This window comes from Christiangramia sp., assembly GCF_029937855.1.
GTDB lineage: Bacteria > Bacteroidota > Bacteroidia > Flavobacteriales > Flavobacteriaceae > Christiangramia.
This window is the reverse complement of record NZ_JAPYPC010000002.1, coordinates 80,631-97,561: the sequence shown is the minus strand read 5'-3', so window position 1 is coordinate 97,561 and position 16,931 is coordinate 80,631. Positions and strand designations below refer to the sequence as shown.

Below are 16,931 nucleotides of genomic sequence, written 5' to 3'. Positions count from 1 at the left end.
GGCTAATTATCAGAGAGTGGCTAAATTCAGAAATTCTTTATTACACAGGTTTTTGAACTGGAAGTCCAGGAACCTCTCTCATCGTCAATTCCTGATGATTATTAGTGCGCTGATTGGTTTTATCGCTGGGATTTGTGCGGTAGTCATTAAAAACCTTACTCATTTCATCCAGGTTTTTCTGAAAGCTGATAACATCATAAGTTATCATAACGCCTTTTATTTTGTATTTCCGGTAATCGGCCTTCTCATAGTATACCTCATCTTCAAATTCATCCTGCGAAGAAAAGTAGGACAGGGAATACCCGCTACGCTCTATGCTATTTCCAGACAAAAAGGAATCATGAAGCGTTACCAGATGTATTCTTCATTAATTACAGCTCCCATAACCGTAGGTTTTGGAGGATCTGTGGGGTTAGAGGCTCCTACCGTAGCAACGGGTGCTTCCATAGGTTCCAATTTATCCAGAATGTTCTTACTAAACCAAACCACGAGGACATTACTTATTGGCTGCGCTGCAGCCGGGGCCATGTCTTCTATCTTCAATGCTCCCATTGCGGCAATTATATTTGCCATTGAGGTTTTTAGCCTGGACCTAACATTAACTTCTCTTTTACCGCTACTTATCGCCTCTGTTTCTGCCGTACTTACCTCCTATTTTTTCTTCGGAAGTGAGATAATCTTACCTTTCCAGTTGGAAGAGGCTTTTACAGTTTCAGAAGTGCCCTATTATATTTTATTAGGAATTGTTACTGCCGTTTTTTCAATTTATTTCTCTAAAGTTCATTTTAAGCTTACCAAGCTAATGTCTGGAATTAGGTCTAATATTTTAAGACTGATAACCTGCGGACTTTTACTGGGGTTGATCATATTTTTTATCCCACCGCTTTACGGGGAAGGCTACAGTGTAGTAAATAATCTGCTTCAGGAAAATTATCTGGAAGCGCTGGGCACTAATCTCTTTAACGCCTATCTAGATAATATTTGGGTAGTGATCTCTTTATTATTGGGACTTGTTCTCTTTAAAATTGTTGCTACATCTTTAACGTTAAGTGCAGGTGGTGTAGGAGGAATTTTTGCACCAGTAATGTTTATGGGCAGTGCACTCGGCCATGGTTTTGCCTTAATTCTCAATAACCTCGGTATATTTAAGGAAACTATCCCTGTAAGTAACTTTACACTCGTGGGAATGGCCGGATTAATGGCAGGTGTACTCCACGCCCCTTTAACCGCAATTTTCCTTATTGCTGAACTTACCCATGGCTATGAATTGTTTATTCCTTTAATGATCACAGCGGCCATATCTTATATGATCACCAGTAAATTCCAGCCACATTCGGTTTATACGATGGAATTGGCCCAGCGCGGTGATCTTTTAACGCACGACAAAGACCAAACGGTATTAACTTTGATGAATATTTCGAATGTGATCGAGAAGAATTTTATTCCATTGAGAATAGATATGAACCTTGGCGATGTGATACACGAAGGGGTTATAAAATCTTCCCGGAATATCTTTCCTGTAATTGATGAAGATCGTAATTTTATGGGGATCATCTTATTGGATGATATTCGTTCTATCATGTTTAATGAAAAATTATATAATGAAGTAAAAGTTCAGGACATCATGCAACAGGCGCCGGAGATAATTGATATGGAAACAGATAGGATGAAGGCTATTATGAAAAAATTTCAGGAAAGTGATGCCTGGAATTTACCGGTCGTGGAAAAAGGAAAATATGCCGGATTTATTTCAAAATCAAAACTTCTCACCGCCTACCGGAAAAAACTAATAGAAGTGACTGTTTAAAATAAGTACGAATGAAATTATTTATGAAAATACTCGGAATAGCAATTTTAATCGCTATAGGCATTGGGTTCTATTTCAGGTTGACCGATAGAATTTTAACAGGGGACAGAATTATTGGAATTTCAGTCCTGGCAAGTGCATTTATCCTTATGCCAATTTTTTTGATAGTGCGTTGGAGAGGTAAAAAACTGAAAGATTACACACTCTCAGACGAGAATATGAAGAAAATGAGAGAGAAAGGAATTGACTAAATACCTACAAAAAAATCATAAAAAATTCTGATATTCAACCGATTCTAAAATTTTATCTATTATGTTTGTGCTTTATTAATTATTATTTTTATGCAAGGCACAGTAAAATTTTTCAATGAATCAAAAGGTTATGGATTCATTACCAACGACGACACCAAAAGAGACATTTTCGTACACATCACCGGTTTAAACGGTGAAACTCTTCAAGAAGGAGATAGAGTTGAGTATGAGGAAACAGAAGGAAAAAAAGGAGTGAACGCTACAGATGTACGCGTGATCGAATAATATATTTTTTCTGATTAAAATGTAAAAGCCGCTTTTCAGCGGCTTTTCTTATTTCTAATTCTTTGTGGTTTTCAATGTCTCTCCAACACCTTCAAGCATCGTGCCGGTCAATTTTTCCAAATCAAATTCATGTTTCCATCCCCAGTCTTCCCGGGCAGCAGAATCATTTATACTGGAAGGCCATGACTCCGCTATACTTTGCCTGAAATCGGGTTCGTAAGAAATCTCAAAATTCTCAATATGTTTCTTAATTTCACTGGCTAATATTTCCGGAGTAAAACTCATAGCCGAAAGATTATAGGAGGATCTAATCTTTATTTTTTCAGCAGGAGCCTGCATAATATCTACGGTAGCCTTTATAGCATCATCCATATACATCATAGGTAATGCAGCATCTTCCGCAAGGAAACTTTTATAAGATGAATTTTTTATTGCTTCGTGAAAAATCTCGATAGCATAATCTGTAGTTCCGCCACCAGGTAGGGTTTTATAACTTATAATACCGGGATACCGAATGCTCCTCACATCCACACCGAACTTTCTATGGTAATATTCACACCAGCGTTCACCGGTTTGTTTACTTATTCCGTACACCGTTGTTGGCTCCATCACTGTGGTTTGAGGTGTTCTTTCTTTGGGAGTGGTAGGTCCAAATACAGCAATACTTGAAGGCCAGAATACTTTGTTAATGATTCCTTCTTTGGCAATATTTAATATATGAAATAAGGAATCCATATTCAGGTGCCAGGCTTTCATTGGAGCTTTTTCTGCAGTAGCACTTAACATCGCTGCCATCAGGTAAACTTCGCTTACCCTATAATCATTTATGATCTGCCTAATATGAGTTTCATCGGTTGCATTTAAGATCTCGAAAGGGCCAGACTCCATCAATTCTTTTGCACCATCCCTTATATCACTGGCAACCACCTGATCGTTGCCATGAATCTCCCTTAATTTCAATGTTAACTCAGTACCAATTTGTCCGCAGGCACCAATTATTAAAATCCTTCCGGCCATAAATTAAATTTTTTGCAAATATATTTATTTATACAGAGGAAAACCTAATCTTAGTATTTTCTTGACGTTCTTTATTGAGAATCCTGCAATATGAATTTATTAAAAGCATATCAGCAAATAATGAATAACTTTGTATTAGCTGAATTACTTCGTATGAAAATTATCATCTATTTTATCTCTATTTTGATACTGACTTCCTGCAGAACAGAACAGGATGGCAGGGATTCTATTAAAAATGAACTGGACACAACCGCATTTCAGAAAGAATTGAAAATTGAAAAAGCCGAATTAAAACTGGAAGAAGACGCTAGAAAATTTGCCCTCAACTGGGTGGAATACATCACTGCCCAAAATGAAATAAGGCAACTGGAGAATGCTACGATTAATCAGGTAATGAACAATGCTCCTGCCATCGCTCAGATTATGGAATCCCTTAAAAATTCGGTTCCGGATAGCTTAAAATCGGTACCGGTGGAGTCGAGGTTAAATGTAATTAATACCAAAGCACAACTTTTAAAGCAATATTCTGCAAAACAGGAACCAGATGCTGAAGATATTCAACAAACCACGAGAGAACTTCACCAGGAATTCAACAATTTAAAACTCCAGATGAACGAGATATTCTTAAAATCCCTGGAAGATTTTGAAAAAGAATTGGACGAATTTGAAAAAATGGAAAGAGAGCAGGATTCAACTTCCGAAGATTTTTAAACACCTACGAAATGTCGTAACTTATTACAAATTTAGACCAATGAAAAAATTAATGCTCATTTTAATTGTTTTTGCGGCATCCCTTTCGGCACGAGATCTAATCGCTCAGGTTAAGAATACCGAAGAAAATCTTAATGCTGTAAAAAGACAGATCAACCAAAGCCTGGGTAAATGGCATAAGGCTGCAGCTTCTGCAAATTTTGAGAATTACTTTAACCTGATGACCGAAGATGCCGTATTTATAGGTACCGCTGCTACAGAAAACTGGACATTGCCCGAATTCAAAAAATTCTCCAAACCTTATTTCGATGCTGGTAAAGCCTGGAGCTTTTCTACACTGGAGAGGAATATCTACGTTCATGAAAATTTACGGGTTGCATGGTTTGATGAACTTTTAGATACTCATATGGGGATCTGTAGGGGTTCTGGTGTGGTAATGAAAGAGAACGGAAAATGGAAAATTCACCACTACGTTCTTTCCCTGACGATTCCTAATGATAATGTTGATGAAATTACCAGCATGAAACAAGAATTTGATGAAAAACTTACTTCAAAATTAAAGAAGAACTAATTTTATTAAAGGAAATCAAAATCAACTATTCCCTTAATTTTTGAAACGCAAATACTTAGGTTGAAGATCTCCTAATAAATCCTTTGAATTTTTAGGAGATTTTTTACTTTAGCACACATATTTTTAATTATCTAATAGAACAATGAAAAAAATAAACAGATTTCTTCTTTTATCCTTTGTCGGGGCCGGACTTCTTAGCTCTTGTGACGATGATAAAAAAGTAGAAGAAAAGGATGATGAGATCCATGGTATCAACCTTGCCTATATGGATACTACCACTACACCTAATGAAGACTTTTTCAGGTATGTTAACGGAACCTGGCTGGACAGTACTGAAATCCCAAATGATCAAACCCGCTGGGGAAGTTTTAACGAATTACGTCTAAGAACTGACGAGGATGCCCTTGCACTTCTGGAAAAAACAGCAGAAAGTGATAGTCTAGACGGATCTACAGATGCAGGGAAAGCTGTTTTCCTTTATAAGAGCATCATGGATACCGTAAGTAGAAATGAGCAGGGTGTTGAACCAGTAAAACCTTATCTGGCAAAAATAGACGCTATTGATTCTAAAGAAGATCTACAGAAATTCCTGGTGGAAATGAGTGAATATGGCAGTGCCGGATTCTTTTCATTTGGAGTTGGGGCAGATAGTAAGAATTCAGATATGAATGCCGCGTATTTAAATCCGTCTGGATTGGGCCTTCCGGAAAGGGATTATTACCTAACCCAGGATTCAGATTCTAAAGACATCAGAGAAAAGTATAAAATGTATATTACAGATATGCTCCAGTATATAGATTATTCTGAAGAAGAAGCTTCTAAGGCTGCTGAAACTATCCTTGAATTTGAAACAAAACTTGCTGAACCCCGCCTGGATAAAGTAGAGCGTCGTGATGCCAGAAAGACTTATAACCCAATGACCGTAGCCCAACTTCAGAAAACAGTTCCGGCAATGCGATGGGAAGCATATTTTGATGGTATTGGAGCTAAAAATTTAGATACTATCATCGTTTCCCAGCCAGGCTACATGAAAGCTTTACAGGAAATTCTAGCTGAAAACTCTGTAGAAGAATGGAAAACCTATTTAAAATGGGATCTTTTCAACAGTGCTGCACCCACATTAACTACAGATTTAGAGCGTGAATCATGGGAATTTTATAGCAAGACATTGAGAGGTGCTAAAGAACAACGGCCTAGAGATGAAAGAGCACTTGGAAGCATCAATGGAGTTCTAGGAGAGGCTCTTGGAAAATTATATGTAGAGGAACATTTCCCTCCGCAGGCAAAAGAAACCGCCCAGGAAATGGTTGCCAATATCCTGAAAGCTTACGAAAACAGAATAAACAACCTCAGCTGGATGAGTGAAGACACCAAAAAGAAAGCACTGGAAAAACTAAGTACTTTCAACGTGAAGATTGGGTATCCTGATGAATGGAAAGACTATAGCGATCTGGAGATCCAGAGCCCTACAGAAGGTGGTTCTTATTTCCAGAATATGTTAAATGCTCAAAAATGGAGAGTTGCCGAAAATATGGCAGATCTTGGACAGCCCGTAGATAAATCTGAATGGTTTATGTCTCCGCAAACCGTAAACGCATATTACAATCCTCGTTATAACGAAATTGTTTTCCCGGCCGCCATATTACAGCCTCCTTTCTATGATTATAAAGCTGATGCTGCCGTAAATTATGGTGGAATTGGAGCCGTGATTGGTCACGAAATCTCTCATGGTTTTGATGATAGCGGTGCGCGTTTTGATGCTGAAGGAAACCTTAATAATTGGTGGACAGAGAAAGATCTTGAACAGTTTGAGGATCTTGGTAACGATCTTGCTGAACAATACGATGCTATTGAAGTCATGGACAGTGTTTTTATCAATGGAAAATTCACTCTTGGAGAAAACATTGGTGACCTTGGCGGAGTGAATGCTGCTTACGACGGACTCCAGATTCACTTGGAAGAAAATGGAAATCCTGGAGAAATAGATGGATTTTCCCCTGAACAACGTTTCTTCCTTTCCTGGGCAACTGTATGGCGTACAAAAATGCGCGAAGAAGCTTTAAGAAATCAAATTAAAACTGATTCTCATTCTCCCGGGATGTACAGGGCGTATGTTCCGCTTCAAAATATCGATGCATGGTATGATGCTTTCGCGATTGAAGAAGGGGACCCTATGTATATAGAACCCGAAGAAAGAGTTAGAATCTGGTAACATAATAGTGCATAATAAAATATAAAGCCGGTCTGACGATCGGCTTTTTTATTGAAAATTTTTAGTTTAAAATCAAGGACAAGTCACACACAAAAAAGAGCATTTTACTCGATACATATTATTTTCCTATTATAAATTGCTGCTACTCCTTCTTAAATATTCAATTGATTTTTTTTGCTCTTCTTTGATGTTTTCAAAAATTTGTTAATTTTAACAAAAATTTTATAAGTCGAGAGTAAAGCCCTATCTAACTCCTCCTTCAAAAGAATCCTTTTAAGCTTAAAATGAAGTATTTTGTTCTCCTATTATTCCTTCTTCCAGGAATCAACGCTATCAGTCAAAAAAATTAGGAATATCCAAAGGCTCCCAAACTAGCTATCTCTGACACCTATTTTGGAGAGGTCATTGAAGATCCATATCAGTGGATGGAAGATTCCAATGATCCCCAGCTAAAAGACTGGCTTGATGAACAGGCGAAATTAACCAAAAGGCAATCCAGAAGACAAACTCACTATTGGGACCTTAGAGCCCAGATCGCTGCCATGTATAGAATTCGCCGTGAAAAGACCGAAGATCATGTAGAACTGGATCCAAAATTTGAAAATAAATTTAATACCAAAATAGACTGGAATCCTTATACAGGCTCTATGGATTTTTTATATAAATTAAAAGAGCATAAAAACTGGAAAAAATTAATTAAAGGAAAAGATATACTAAAAAGTGGTGAAGAACATGTTCTCTACGGCAGTACAAGCATCAATGAAGATGAGAACCTCATTGCCCTGGCAATTTCGGTAAACGGTAGCGATTGGGCAGAGGGTCATGTGTACGACCTCACCACAGGCTCAAAATTTCCTTACACGCTTGAAAATATTAGGACAGGTACAAATTTCGAATGGAATGGCAGGGACCTTTATTATACAGGCTATAAAAAACCTAAAGTAGGTCGTGAACTATTAGATAAGCCTACTGGCGAAGCACTATACCGTCTTTCTTTAAAAGAACTGAATGCCAGACCCGAATTAATTTACAAAAATCCAGATACCACTGGCACCAATAGTTTTACTTATGATATTCACCAAAAAAACTTAAAATTATATCATCCTATCTTTTCCCGCGGAACATGGTATAAGGCTATATCTATTGCAGATCTTGATAAAAAACAATTTCAACCAAGGAATTTCCTGGTGTACCCTTCAAAAAATAATATAGAGTTAAGTATTGCTCATATTAAAGGTGATTCTCTTTTTTTAAAAACCACTATAGGAGCCCCTAATGGTAAATTACTCCTGGCTAACTTAAACAAACCTAACGAATTAAGTGACTTTATACCCGAGTATGATCTTAACCTTCAATATGTAAATAAACTCGGCAAAAACAAGCTTGCATGTGTATATCGCAAGGAGGGTCAGAACATCGCCCTTATTTTTAATCTGAATGGTGAGTTGCTTCGAAAAATAAATTTTCCGAAAGGGAAAAAATTAAATCACTTCTATGAAAACAACGATGAAGCAAAAATTACCAATTTTAGTATAAGTTCTTTTTTTCATCCTAATACCTGGTATCAATTAAATCTCGAAAATCTTGAATTTAAACCTTCCGAATCCATTTCAGTACCCTATGATATTAATAACCTGGAAACAAGATATGTAACTTATACTTCTAAAGACGGCACCAATATAGACATGTACATTACCTGTGAGAAAAACACTGTATTAGACGGAAGCAACCCTGTCTTAATCTATGCTTATGGTGGTTATGGCACAACAGTGGAGCCTTCTTTTGATAAAGCTACAGGACTTTTACTCGCGCATGGAGGTATCTTGGCGGTTCCAAATGTTAGGGGCGGTGGTGCGAAAGGAAGTGACTGGGCGGTGGCAGGCCGGCGATTACAGAAACAAAAAGCAATAGACGATTTTATTGCGGCGGGAGAATATTTAATTAAGAATAATTATACCACTTCAGAAAAACTGGTGATTTCAGGAGGTTCTCATGGAGCACTATTGGTAGAAGCTTCAGCTATTCAGTGTCCCGAACTCTTTAAGGCAGTTATTGCAGAAGCAGGACCCTATGATATGCTCCGGTTTAATTTATTTACAATTGGTAGTGTGGATACTAACCTTAAGGAGTTTGGAACTCCCGAAAATATTGAAGATTATAAAAATTTAAAATCTTACTCTCCACTTCATAATATTGCTAGAAATAAAAGATATCCCAATACCCTTTTGGTAACGGGTGACACCGATGATCGAGTGCCCCCACACCATTCCTTTAAATTTCTCGCTAAGCTACAGGAACTCGGAGATCCTTCAGGGCTTTATCATTTATATGTAACACCGGGATCTGGTCATTACGGCGCATTGGCACCAGAAGATTATGTAGATAAACTTTTATATGAATATTATTTTATGTTTGAACAAATGGGGATCGAGCTGTAAATAATTGTTGTAAATCAGTACTGCAGATTTATTTTTGGGGGGAATGACTGAAATATTGTCTCCTAAAAATAAAGAAAAGCATCCTGGATATGTTCAATTTTTGTACCTGCTTTATTTTTAATTATGGCAATAATATCAAACCTCACTTCAACATCCAGTTCTTCGTCTTCCACAAAATGGTTCACGGCTTTTACCAGCTGTTTTATCTGTTTGGGTTTTACAAAATCCTGGGGATTGCCAAATTCGGGTGTACTTCTGGTTTTAACTTCGGCAGCAATTAATAAATTTCCTCTTTTGGCAAGAATATCAACCTCTGCCTTTTGATATCTATAGTTTAACTGGAGAATCTCATATTCCTTTAATCGCAAATATTCAACGGCCAGCTCCTCCCCTTTTCTTCCCAGTTGGTTATGCTCTGCCATGATATTTTTTTTAAATCGCGTAATTAATTACAATTGCTCCAACTACCATATCTAAAGCATCAATTTCTTCCTGACTTGCTTCAATTATTTTATCCCCATAAAATTTATTGGAGGTTTCTCCTTTTGGTGTTAAAAATACCCGGAGTCCGCTTTTTTCAAGTTTGCCTTCATTCCAGTCTACAGCACCGCTATAATCCCATCCAAAGCCGTAAAATGAGATTTTTTTACCATTCATTTTATTCAGTTGCTCGTAAGTTGTTCCTATATCAACTCCTGTCTCAGATTTCCATTTCCCTTTATTTGAATATCTAAGATCGTGAATATTGGTTCGGGCTTTATTTTGCCAGGTGATATGCAACTCATTTTCGGTACCCGGATACAAAATTGTGAATGGCCGTTCATCGGTTCCTTCCTCAAACATATCTGTACCTTCCTGGATATTAGCATCAGGATAGTTTTTTGAAAGATCTTCAGCATCCATTCTTTCGAGATTTTCTATTGTATACTTGGAAGTACTTCCTAAAGTTCCTTTTTTCGCAGAATTACAGGCAGCCATAAAAAGCACGACCACTATCATCAATATTTTACACATGATAAATCAATTTCAGGTAAAAGTAGAAAGTTATTTTGCACGGCTTTTGCCTTTTACAAGAATTTAACGCGTAATCGAACGCCTTTGCTTAACTTTACGGCTGTTAAAAAAGGACATATTATAATGAACAAAAATCCTCAGAGATTTACTATTACAGCGGCCTTACCCTATACAAACGGGCCTATACATATTGGACATTTAGCCGGCGTTTATGTTCCGGCAGATATTTATTCCCGATTTCTGCGAATGCAGGGGCATGATGTAGCCTTTGTGTGTGGTAGTGATGAGCATGGTGTGCCAATTACCATAAAAGCAAAAAAAGAAGGGGTAACCCCACAGGATATAGTTGATAAATACGATGGAATCATTAAAAAATCTTTTAAAGAATTTGGGGTAAGTTTTGACAATTACTCCAGGACTTCTGGAAAAATCCATCACGAAACTGCCTCGGCATTCTTTAAGAAAATGTACGATGACGGAAAATTCATTGAAGAATCTACCGAACAATTATATGATGAGGAAGCAGGACAATTCCTGGCTGATAGATTTGTTACCGGTACCTGTCCTAAATGCGGAAATGAAGAAGCTTATGGAGATCAATGTGAAAGCTGCGGCACCTCTTTAAACGCGACAGATCTTATCAATCCAAAATCCACCATCACCGGTGCAGTCCCCACTTTAAAAGAAACAAGACACTGGTTTCTTCCTTTAGATCAATATGAAGATTTTCTGAAAGAATGGATCCTGAAAGGACATAAAGCCGACTGGAAATCGAATGTCTACGGCCAGGTGAAATCATGGATAGACGATGGTCTTCGTGCCCGTGCGGTCACCCGTGATCTTGATTGGGGGATCCCTGTTCCGGTTAAAGGAGGTGAGGGAAAAGTGCTATATGTATGGTTTGATGCGCCTATTGGCTATATTTCCTCTACCAAAGAATGGGCAGAGCGGGAAGCTAAAAATTGGGAACCTTACTGGAAAGATGAGAACACGAAACTGGTTCACTTTATCGGGAAAGACAATATCGTTTTTCACTGTATCATATTTCCGGTCATGCTGAAAGCACACGGCGACTATATCCTTCCTGAAAATGTTCCGGCAAATGAGTTTTTAAACCTTGAAGGAAAGAAGCTTTCCACTTCAAAAAACTGGGCGGTTTGGCTGCATGAATACCTGGAAGACTTTCCAGATAAGCAGGATGTTTTAAGATATGTATTAACCGCAAACGCACCAGAAACAAAAGATAATGACTTTACCTGGAAGGATTTTCAGGCAAGAAATAACAATGAACTGGTAGCTATCTTCGGAAACTTTATTAACCGGGTCGTTGTACTTACCAATAAATATTACGACGGAATAGTTCCTGAACCGGGCACATATTCTGAAGTAGACAAAAAGACCATTGCTGAATTGAAGGCATATCCTTCTGTTATCGCCAGCTCCATTGAAAGATATAGATTTAGAGAAGCTCAGGGAGAGCTTATGAACCTGGCCAGACTAGGAAATAAGTATTTAGCAGATGAAGAACCCTGGAAGCTGATTAAAACCGATGGGGAAAGAACTAAAACAGTAATGTATGTGGCATTACAGATCGCTTCAGCATTATCTATTATCTCTGAACCATTTCTCCCGTTTACCTCGGCAAAACTTAAAAAAATGCTGAATCATGTAGATGAGAAATCAGATAATACTCCAGATTGGGATATTATTACAACCAAAGAAGCGCTTATTCCGGCAGGTCACCAAATTGGAAAAGCTGAATTATTGTTCAGCAAGATCGAAGATGAACAAATGGAAAAACAACTGGAAAAATTAGAAGCTACAAAAACTGCCAATGCAATGGAAGATCAAAAAGCAGAGCCTCAAAAGGATACAGCAACTTTTGAAGATTTCACTAAAATGGATCTAAGAGTTGGAACTATTGTCGAAGCTGAAAAAATGCCGAAGACTAAAAAATTGATGGTTTTAAAAGTGGATACCGGAATCGATAAAAGAACCGTGGTTTCAGGAATTGCTGAACACTTTAAAGCAGAAGATATTATAGGGAAGAAAGTGACAGTTTTAGTAAACCTTGCTCCCAGAAAACTACGCGGAGTGGAAAGTGAAGGCATGATCTTGATGACTGAAAATGCGGAAGGAAAACTGGTTTTTGTTAACCCCGATGAAGAAGGAGTTAAAGCTGGAACTACTATAAATTAATTCAATTTTTGTCACATTGAGCGCAGTCGAAATGTGACAAAAATAAAATCTGTCTTAAGTATATTGGTCAAACTGAGACCCATGATAAAAAATTATCTAGCGTAGGAAATTGAAATACTTTATTAAGATACCTGTTCATTTTTTCCATTGATTAAAAAACGAACCAAAAAAAAAGCTAGGCTTACGAAACTCTATTTAAATTTTCGTTCAGCACCTAAATTTTCGATAGGCCGGGGAATTAGAGGCTCATAAAATAAAGTATTTAACCTGATGATTACTACTTTCAGAAATTTGTCAATGGTAACTGGTTTCAGCTTCTCTTTTATGCTATGAATTTCAATAGATCCTAAAATAAGTTCAGGATGACACTTCTTAAATCGGTATTTCCAATTCATGCTTAAAATTGCTTTCCACCCCATTTATAAACATCCATTACCTGAAGGCCACCGGTTCCCGATGGAAAAGTATGATCTATTGCCAAAGCAATTGCTTCACGAAGGCACTTGTGAGCAGGATAATTTTTTTACGCCAGACTTTCCAGATGAATCATATATTTTAAACGTTCACGATGCCGATTATGTTCAGCGTTTAAAAAGCCTCGAATTATCAAAAAAGGAGGTTCGGGTTTCCGGGTTTCCCTTGTCCCAGGAATTGGTAGACCGGGAACATATTATTGCCGATGGAACGCTAAAAGCCTGTGAGTACGCTCTGGAACATGGTATTTCGATGAATATAGCTGGTGGCACACACCATGCCTACACCAATCGGGCAGAGGCATTTTGTTTATTAAATGACCAGGCCATTGGAGCAAGGTATCTTCAGAAAAAAGGTTTAGCCAAAAAAATTCTTATAGTAGACCTCGATGTACATCAGGGAAACGGAACGGCAGAGATCTTCCAGAATGATGATTCTGTATTTACTTTTTCTATACATGGAAAAGGAAATTATCCTTTTAGAAAAGAAAATTCTGATCTGGATATTGAACTTCCCGATGGTACCAAAGATGCCGAATATCTCGAAAAACTAAAATCCACGCTCCCAGATCTCATTGATAAAACAAATCCAAACTTTATCTTTTATCTCTGTGGGGTAGATATCCTGGAAACTGATAAACTCGGCCGACTTTCCTGTTCTATCGCCGGATGTAAAGATCGTGACAGGTTCGTTTTACAAACCTGCCACGATCTTCAAATTCCGGTGGAATGCAGTATGGGCGGCGGATATTCTAAAGATATTAAACTCATCATTGAAGCTCATGCCAATACTTACAGACTGGCCCAGGAAATTTATTTTTAACTCATTGCTTTATTTACCCAGTAATAATAATTCGTTACAAACAACCTCGGTAATATATCTTTTAACCCCATCTTTATCTTCATAGCTTCTGCTGGTTAACTTTCCTTCTATCCCAATTTCTTTACCTTTTGGCACATAATTTTCAACAAGTTCAGCAGTTTTACCCCAGGCCACGATATTATGCCATTGCGTATCTGTGATCTTCTCTCCTTTTGCATTCTTGTAACTTTCATTTGTAGCTACTGAAAATTTGGCCAGTTTCTTACCAGACTCAAGATTTAGGATCTCGGGATCGTTACCTACATGTCCTATTAATTGTACGGTGTTTCTTAAAGTGCTCATAACTATAGAATTTATTGCAGTTGAAAATCATTCGTTCATTTCAACAGGACAAAGATGTAACCGGACACTTAATTTATTCGTCTGGAAAGTATTTGTATGTGTTTACTTTCGTTTGTAAACGTTTGAAAATGGATATTCTATGTTTTAGCAATATTATTTAATTAATATTTCTCCCGATATTCTATTTTAGAGCCTTGAAAAATGAAGTTTATGAATAATCGTAAGATCAGTAATAAAGCAAGAATATACCATCGCTATTTAGGTTTTTTCCTGGCAGGAATCATGGCGATGTATGCCATTAGTGGAATCGTACTGATCTTTAGAAATACAGATGCTTTTAAATTCTCTCAAACCCTTCAAAAGGAAGTAGCAACAAACCTAAACGAAAAACAACTGGGAAAAAGCTTAGGTATTAAAAATTTTGAGATAGAAAAAACCAAAGCCGAGAAAGTCTACTTTAAAGAAGGAGTATTAAATAAACAAACCGGAATTGCAACTTACGAAGTTAAAAAACTCCCGGTGATCCTGGAAAGTATGACTAAACTGCATAAGGCAAATACTACCCGCCCCCTCTTTTGGCTGAACATCATATTTGGATTTTCCCTCCTATTTTTCGTTTTATCAGCCTTCTGGATGTTTATGCCCTCAACAAAAATTTTTAGAAAGGGTATTTTCTTTACGATTGGCGGTATCATTCTAACTCTAATACTGTTGTTCATTTAACAGAAAACTCCGAAAATATGATCCTTTCCCTTCTCCTTATAAAGAAAATCAGAAATAAAAATAGATCTTAAAGGCAGAAAAATATAGAAACAAAGGGAGTCTTCAATTATTTACTATCATTTAAACGCAACCATTTTACCTCTGCCTCATCTTATTAATGAATAAAAAAATTACATTCATGAAAAAGTTAGTTTATCTATTTCTCCTCTCCGCCTCTTTAATTTCATGTAGCAAATCTGATGACGAAGGGGGAAATGATGATCGCAGTGATTATATAGTTTATCCTAACGCATCCCTAAATATAATTGAAACTGAAAATAGTAAGTTTATAGAAGTAGAGGAAGGGAATAACCTTGTATTTGAATATTAATTTTCAACCGAAGGCGCTCCTGAAATTGCCGATGACGAATTTACCGAAATAGTATATTTTGAACTGGATGCCAACACAGAAGATTTTTCATTTGATGAGAATGACTTTGAAGGAATAAATGCATACCTGGGAAGATTCTGTTTTTGTGGCAATACCGGCTTTTTTAAGATAACTTCCGGGACAATTAATGGAGAAAAAACCGGAAATAATCAGTGGCGAGTTTCTATAAATGTAGAAGCCATGATAGAAGCTAATGAAAATGTACCTGAAATGAACTTTACGGCAATGGCTACTGGAACCTTTAGGCCCCGAAATTAATTTCTAAATTCAATTTGATCAGTCTCCAAACTTTTTTATATATATTTCAGTATGGAAAAATCCTGCCCGGAATGTGGAGAGAAGATCATCGGCCGAACCGATAAAAAGTTTTGCAGCGATTATTGCCGTAATGTCTATCATAATAACGTAAATAAAGATTCTACAAAATTAATAAGGAATACTAACAACCTTCTTCGCAAAAATTATAGGATCCTGGAGGAATTAAATCCGGAAGGAAAAACTTCTATTTCAAGAACCAAATTATTAGCTAAAGGCTTCAATTTTGAATTTTTTACCAGTATTTATACTACTAAATCCGGCAATCAATATTTCTTTATTTATGACCAGGGCTATTTAAAGCTGGAAAACGATTTTTATGCTTTGGTAAGGAAAAATTAATATTCCGTCGAGACCACTTGTTGCTCTGGAATATTTTATTTTCTGAATAATTTCTCGGAATATTCTTCCTTATATTTAGCTCTAAGTCTTCACAATCCTTGTCAAAATTTCAATGGAAAACGGACTGCTGGTGGTTTCTACCAATACTAAAAATACCTCGAACCTGATCAACAATTAGAGTTCTTAAATGATAATTTAAAAACTTTTAAGGATAGAAAACTTAAGTTTTTTCAAGCTTTTCGCGGCAGACAGCGAATACTCCAGCCCACAAAACCAGAATAGAAAACTTCCGAAGTTTTAAAAAATAACAAGGAAACTAGCGCTGATTTGAAGTTATATTAAAAGGCCGGGATGGCGGAGTAAAATTAAGGCAAAAAATGTCCTTGGGACCAAAAAATTATTTGATCTCATAGATTCCATGTCCATGCGAGAGGCAGAAATGTGTAGAAATAATTAATGCGTCCAGGTTTGTCCCTTTAATTTTAAAGCAGCCCTTAGAACATCTCTCTGACTTAATTGCCCTATAAGCCTACCATTCTCCACAATGGGAAATCTTCGGAATTTTAATTCTATGAATTTCTTTGCTGCTTCCAAGACATTCATATTGCCATCAATGGTTTCCACCCTACAATTCATGCGTTTCCCAACGTTAAGATCACTCATAGGCATATTATAATAACGGCTGTCTGAAATTTGTTTCATACAATCCCCCTCAGAGATAATACCCAATAATTCCTGTTTCTCGTTCACCACACAACCACCCGAAATACCATGTTTTATTAGTTTTTCCATTACATCCATAATATTATCGGTTTCCCTGAAAGTCACCAGGTTCTCGGTCATGTAATCCCTTACTGTAATTGGGGTTTCCGCAGGCTTTTCTGGTGCCGCCCGCTTTCCCATAAAACTCTTGATACCCATATTTTAAGTTTTTGATTCCTAATTACTTAAATATATGAATTTTTACTTTAGTAACTA

At 37.0% G+C, this 16,931-nt stretch carries 18 protein-coding genes; 12 read left to right on the top strand and 6 right to left on the bottom strand.

Translation table 11 applies throughout. The features are described from left to right. Positions 1–16 precede the first annotated feature (16 nt). The 3 genes from Q1K34_RS01655 (at position 17) to Q1K34_RS01645 (ending at position 2,343) form a co-directional block, all read left to right on the top strand. Positions 17–1,807 carry a chloride channel protein gene (locus Q1K34_RS01655; protein ID WP_300433931.1) on the top strand — a complete coding sequence of 597 codons (1,791 nt, stop codon included), beginning with the start codon at positions 17–19 and terminating at the stop codon, positions 1,805–1,807. Between the two features lie 11 nt (positions 1,808–1,818). Further along, positions 1,819–2,058 (top strand): hypothetical protein, encoded by a 240-nt coding sequence (locus Q1K34_RS01650; RefSeq protein WP_300433930.1) that lies wholly within the window; start codon positions 1,819–1,821, stop codon positions 2,056–2,058. A gap of 90 nt (positions 2,059–2,148) precedes the next feature. Next, complete coding sequence (locus tag Q1K34_RS01645; RefSeq protein WP_300433929.1) at positions 2,149–2,343, top strand: cold shock domain-containing protein; 195 nt, start codon at positions 2,149–2,151, stop codon at positions 2,341–2,343. Between the two features lie 54 nt (positions 2,344–2,397). Here the strand turns inward: Q1K34_RS01645 and Q1K34_RS01640 are convergent, their stop codons facing one another. Continuing rightward, complete coding sequence (locus tag Q1K34_RS01640) at positions 2,398–3,360, bottom strand: NAD-dependent epimerase/dehydratase family protein (RefSeq protein WP_300433928.1); 963 nt, start codon at positions 3,358–3,360, stop codon at positions 2,398–2,400. A gap of 90 nt (positions 3,361–3,450) precedes the next feature. Between Q1K34_RS01640 and Q1K34_RS01635 the strand changes: the two genes are divergently transcribed. The 4 genes from Q1K34_RS01635 (at position 3,451) to Q1K34_RS01620 (ending at position 9,292) form a co-directional block, all read left to right on the top strand. After that, complete coding sequence (locus Q1K34_RS01635) at positions 3,451–4,071, top strand: hypothetical protein (protein WP_300433927.1); 621 nt, start codon at positions 3,451–3,453, stop codon at positions 4,069–4,071. A 40-nt stretch (positions 4,072–4,111) separates the two neighbouring features. Beyond that, positions 4,112–4,642: a nuclear transport factor 2 family protein gene (locus tag Q1K34_RS01630; protein WP_300433926.1), complete on the top strand. Its 531-nt coding sequence runs from the start codon at positions 4,112–4,114 to the stop codon at positions 4,640–4,642. Between the two features lie 142 nt (positions 4,643–4,784). Further along, positions 4,785–6,854 carry a M13 family metallopeptidase gene (locus tag Q1K34_RS01625; protein WP_300433925.1) on the top strand — a complete coding sequence of 690 codons (2,070 nt, stop codon included), beginning with the start codon at positions 4,785–4,787 and terminating at the stop codon, positions 6,852–6,854. Between the two features lie 377 nt (positions 6,855–7,231). Next, complete coding sequence (locus Q1K34_RS01620) at positions 7,232–9,292, top strand: prolyl oligopeptidase family serine peptidase (protein WP_300434045.1); 2,061 nt, start codon at positions 7,232–7,234, stop codon at positions 9,290–9,292. Between the two features lie 62 nt (positions 9,293–9,354). Here the strand turns inward: Q1K34_RS01620 and Q1K34_RS01615 are convergent, their stop codons facing one another. Both Q1K34_RS01615 and Q1K34_RS01610 read right to left on the bottom strand, forming a co-directional pair. Then, positions 9,355–9,714 (bottom strand): YraN family protein, encoded by a 360-nt coding sequence (locus Q1K34_RS01615; protein ID WP_300433924.1) that lies wholly within the window; start codon positions 9,712–9,714, stop codon positions 9,355–9,357. A 10-nt stretch (positions 9,715–9,724) separates the two neighbouring features. Further along, on the bottom strand, positions 9,725–10,306 hold the full coding sequence (locus Q1K34_RS01610) for a hypothetical protein (RefSeq protein ID WP_300433923.1): 582 nt from the start codon (positions 10,304–10,306) through the stop codon (positions 9,725–9,727). A 123-nt stretch (positions 10,307–10,429) separates the two neighbouring features. On the opposite strand from Q1K34_RS01610, the gene metG reads away from it, so the two are divergent. Beyond that, the gene (metG, locus tag Q1K34_RS01605; protein WP_300433922.1) at positions 10,430–12,505 is read left to right on the top strand and encodes a methionine--tRNA ligase; all 2,076 of its coding nucleotides are present in this window, start codon (positions 10,430–10,432) and stop codon (positions 12,503–12,505) included. A 191-nt stretch (positions 12,506–12,696) separates the two neighbouring features. Here metG and Q1K34_RS01600 read toward each other — a convergent pair whose 3' ends face one another. Further along, complete coding sequence (locus Q1K34_RS01600) at positions 12,697–12,900, bottom strand: hypothetical protein (protein ID WP_300433921.1); 204 nt, start codon at positions 12,898–12,900, stop codon at positions 12,697–12,699. Here Q1K34_RS01600 and Q1K34_RS01595 point away from each other — a divergent pair. Next, on the top strand, positions 12,899–13,801 hold the full coding sequence (locus tag Q1K34_RS01595; protein ID WP_300433920.1) for a histone deacetylase: 903 nt from the start codon (positions 12,899–12,901) through the stop codon (positions 13,799–13,801). The two genes, Q1K34_RS01600 and Q1K34_RS01595, sit on opposite strands and share 2 nt — an antisense overlap. Positions 13,802–13,810: 9 nt before the next feature. On the opposite strand, the gene Q1K34_RS01590 is transcribed toward Q1K34_RS01595, so the two are convergent. Continuing rightward, positions 13,811–14,143 carry a single-stranded DNA-binding protein gene (locus Q1K34_RS01590; RefSeq protein ID WP_300433919.1) on the bottom strand — a complete coding sequence of 111 codons (333 nt, stop codon included), beginning with the start codon at positions 14,141–14,143 and terminating at the stop codon, positions 13,811–13,813. A 210-nt stretch (positions 14,144–14,353) separates the two neighbouring features. Here Q1K34_RS01590 and Q1K34_RS01585 point away from each other — a divergent pair, with 210 nt between their 5' ends. The 3 genes from Q1K34_RS01585 to Q1K34_RS01575 all read left to right on the top strand — a co-directional run bounded on the left by Q1K34_RS01585 (position 14,354) and on the right by Q1K34_RS01575 (position 15,953). After that, positions 14,354–14,866 (top strand): PepSY domain-containing protein, encoded by a 513-nt coding sequence (locus Q1K34_RS01585; protein WP_300433918.1) that lies wholly within the window; start codon positions 14,354–14,356, stop codon positions 14,864–14,866. Between the two features lie 178 nt (positions 14,867–15,044). Further along, complete coding sequence (locus Q1K34_RS01580) at positions 15,045–15,236, top strand: hypothetical protein (RefSeq protein WP_300433917.1); 192 nt, start codon at positions 15,045–15,047, stop codon at positions 15,234–15,236. Positions 15,237–15,605: 369 nt separating this feature from the next. Then, on the top strand, positions 15,606–15,953 hold the full coding sequence (locus Q1K34_RS01575; RefSeq protein WP_300433916.1) for a hypothetical protein: 348 nt from the start codon (positions 15,606–15,608) through the stop codon (positions 15,951–15,953). A gap of 453 nt (positions 15,954–16,406) precedes the next feature. Here Q1K34_RS01575 and Q1K34_RS01570 read toward each other — a convergent pair whose 3' ends face one another. Continuing rightward, entirely contained in the window at positions 16,407–16,874 is a 468-nt protein-coding gene (locus tag Q1K34_RS01570; RefSeq protein WP_300433915.1) for a CBS domain-containing protein, read from the bottom strand. Positions 16,875–16,931 lie beyond the last annotated feature (57 nt).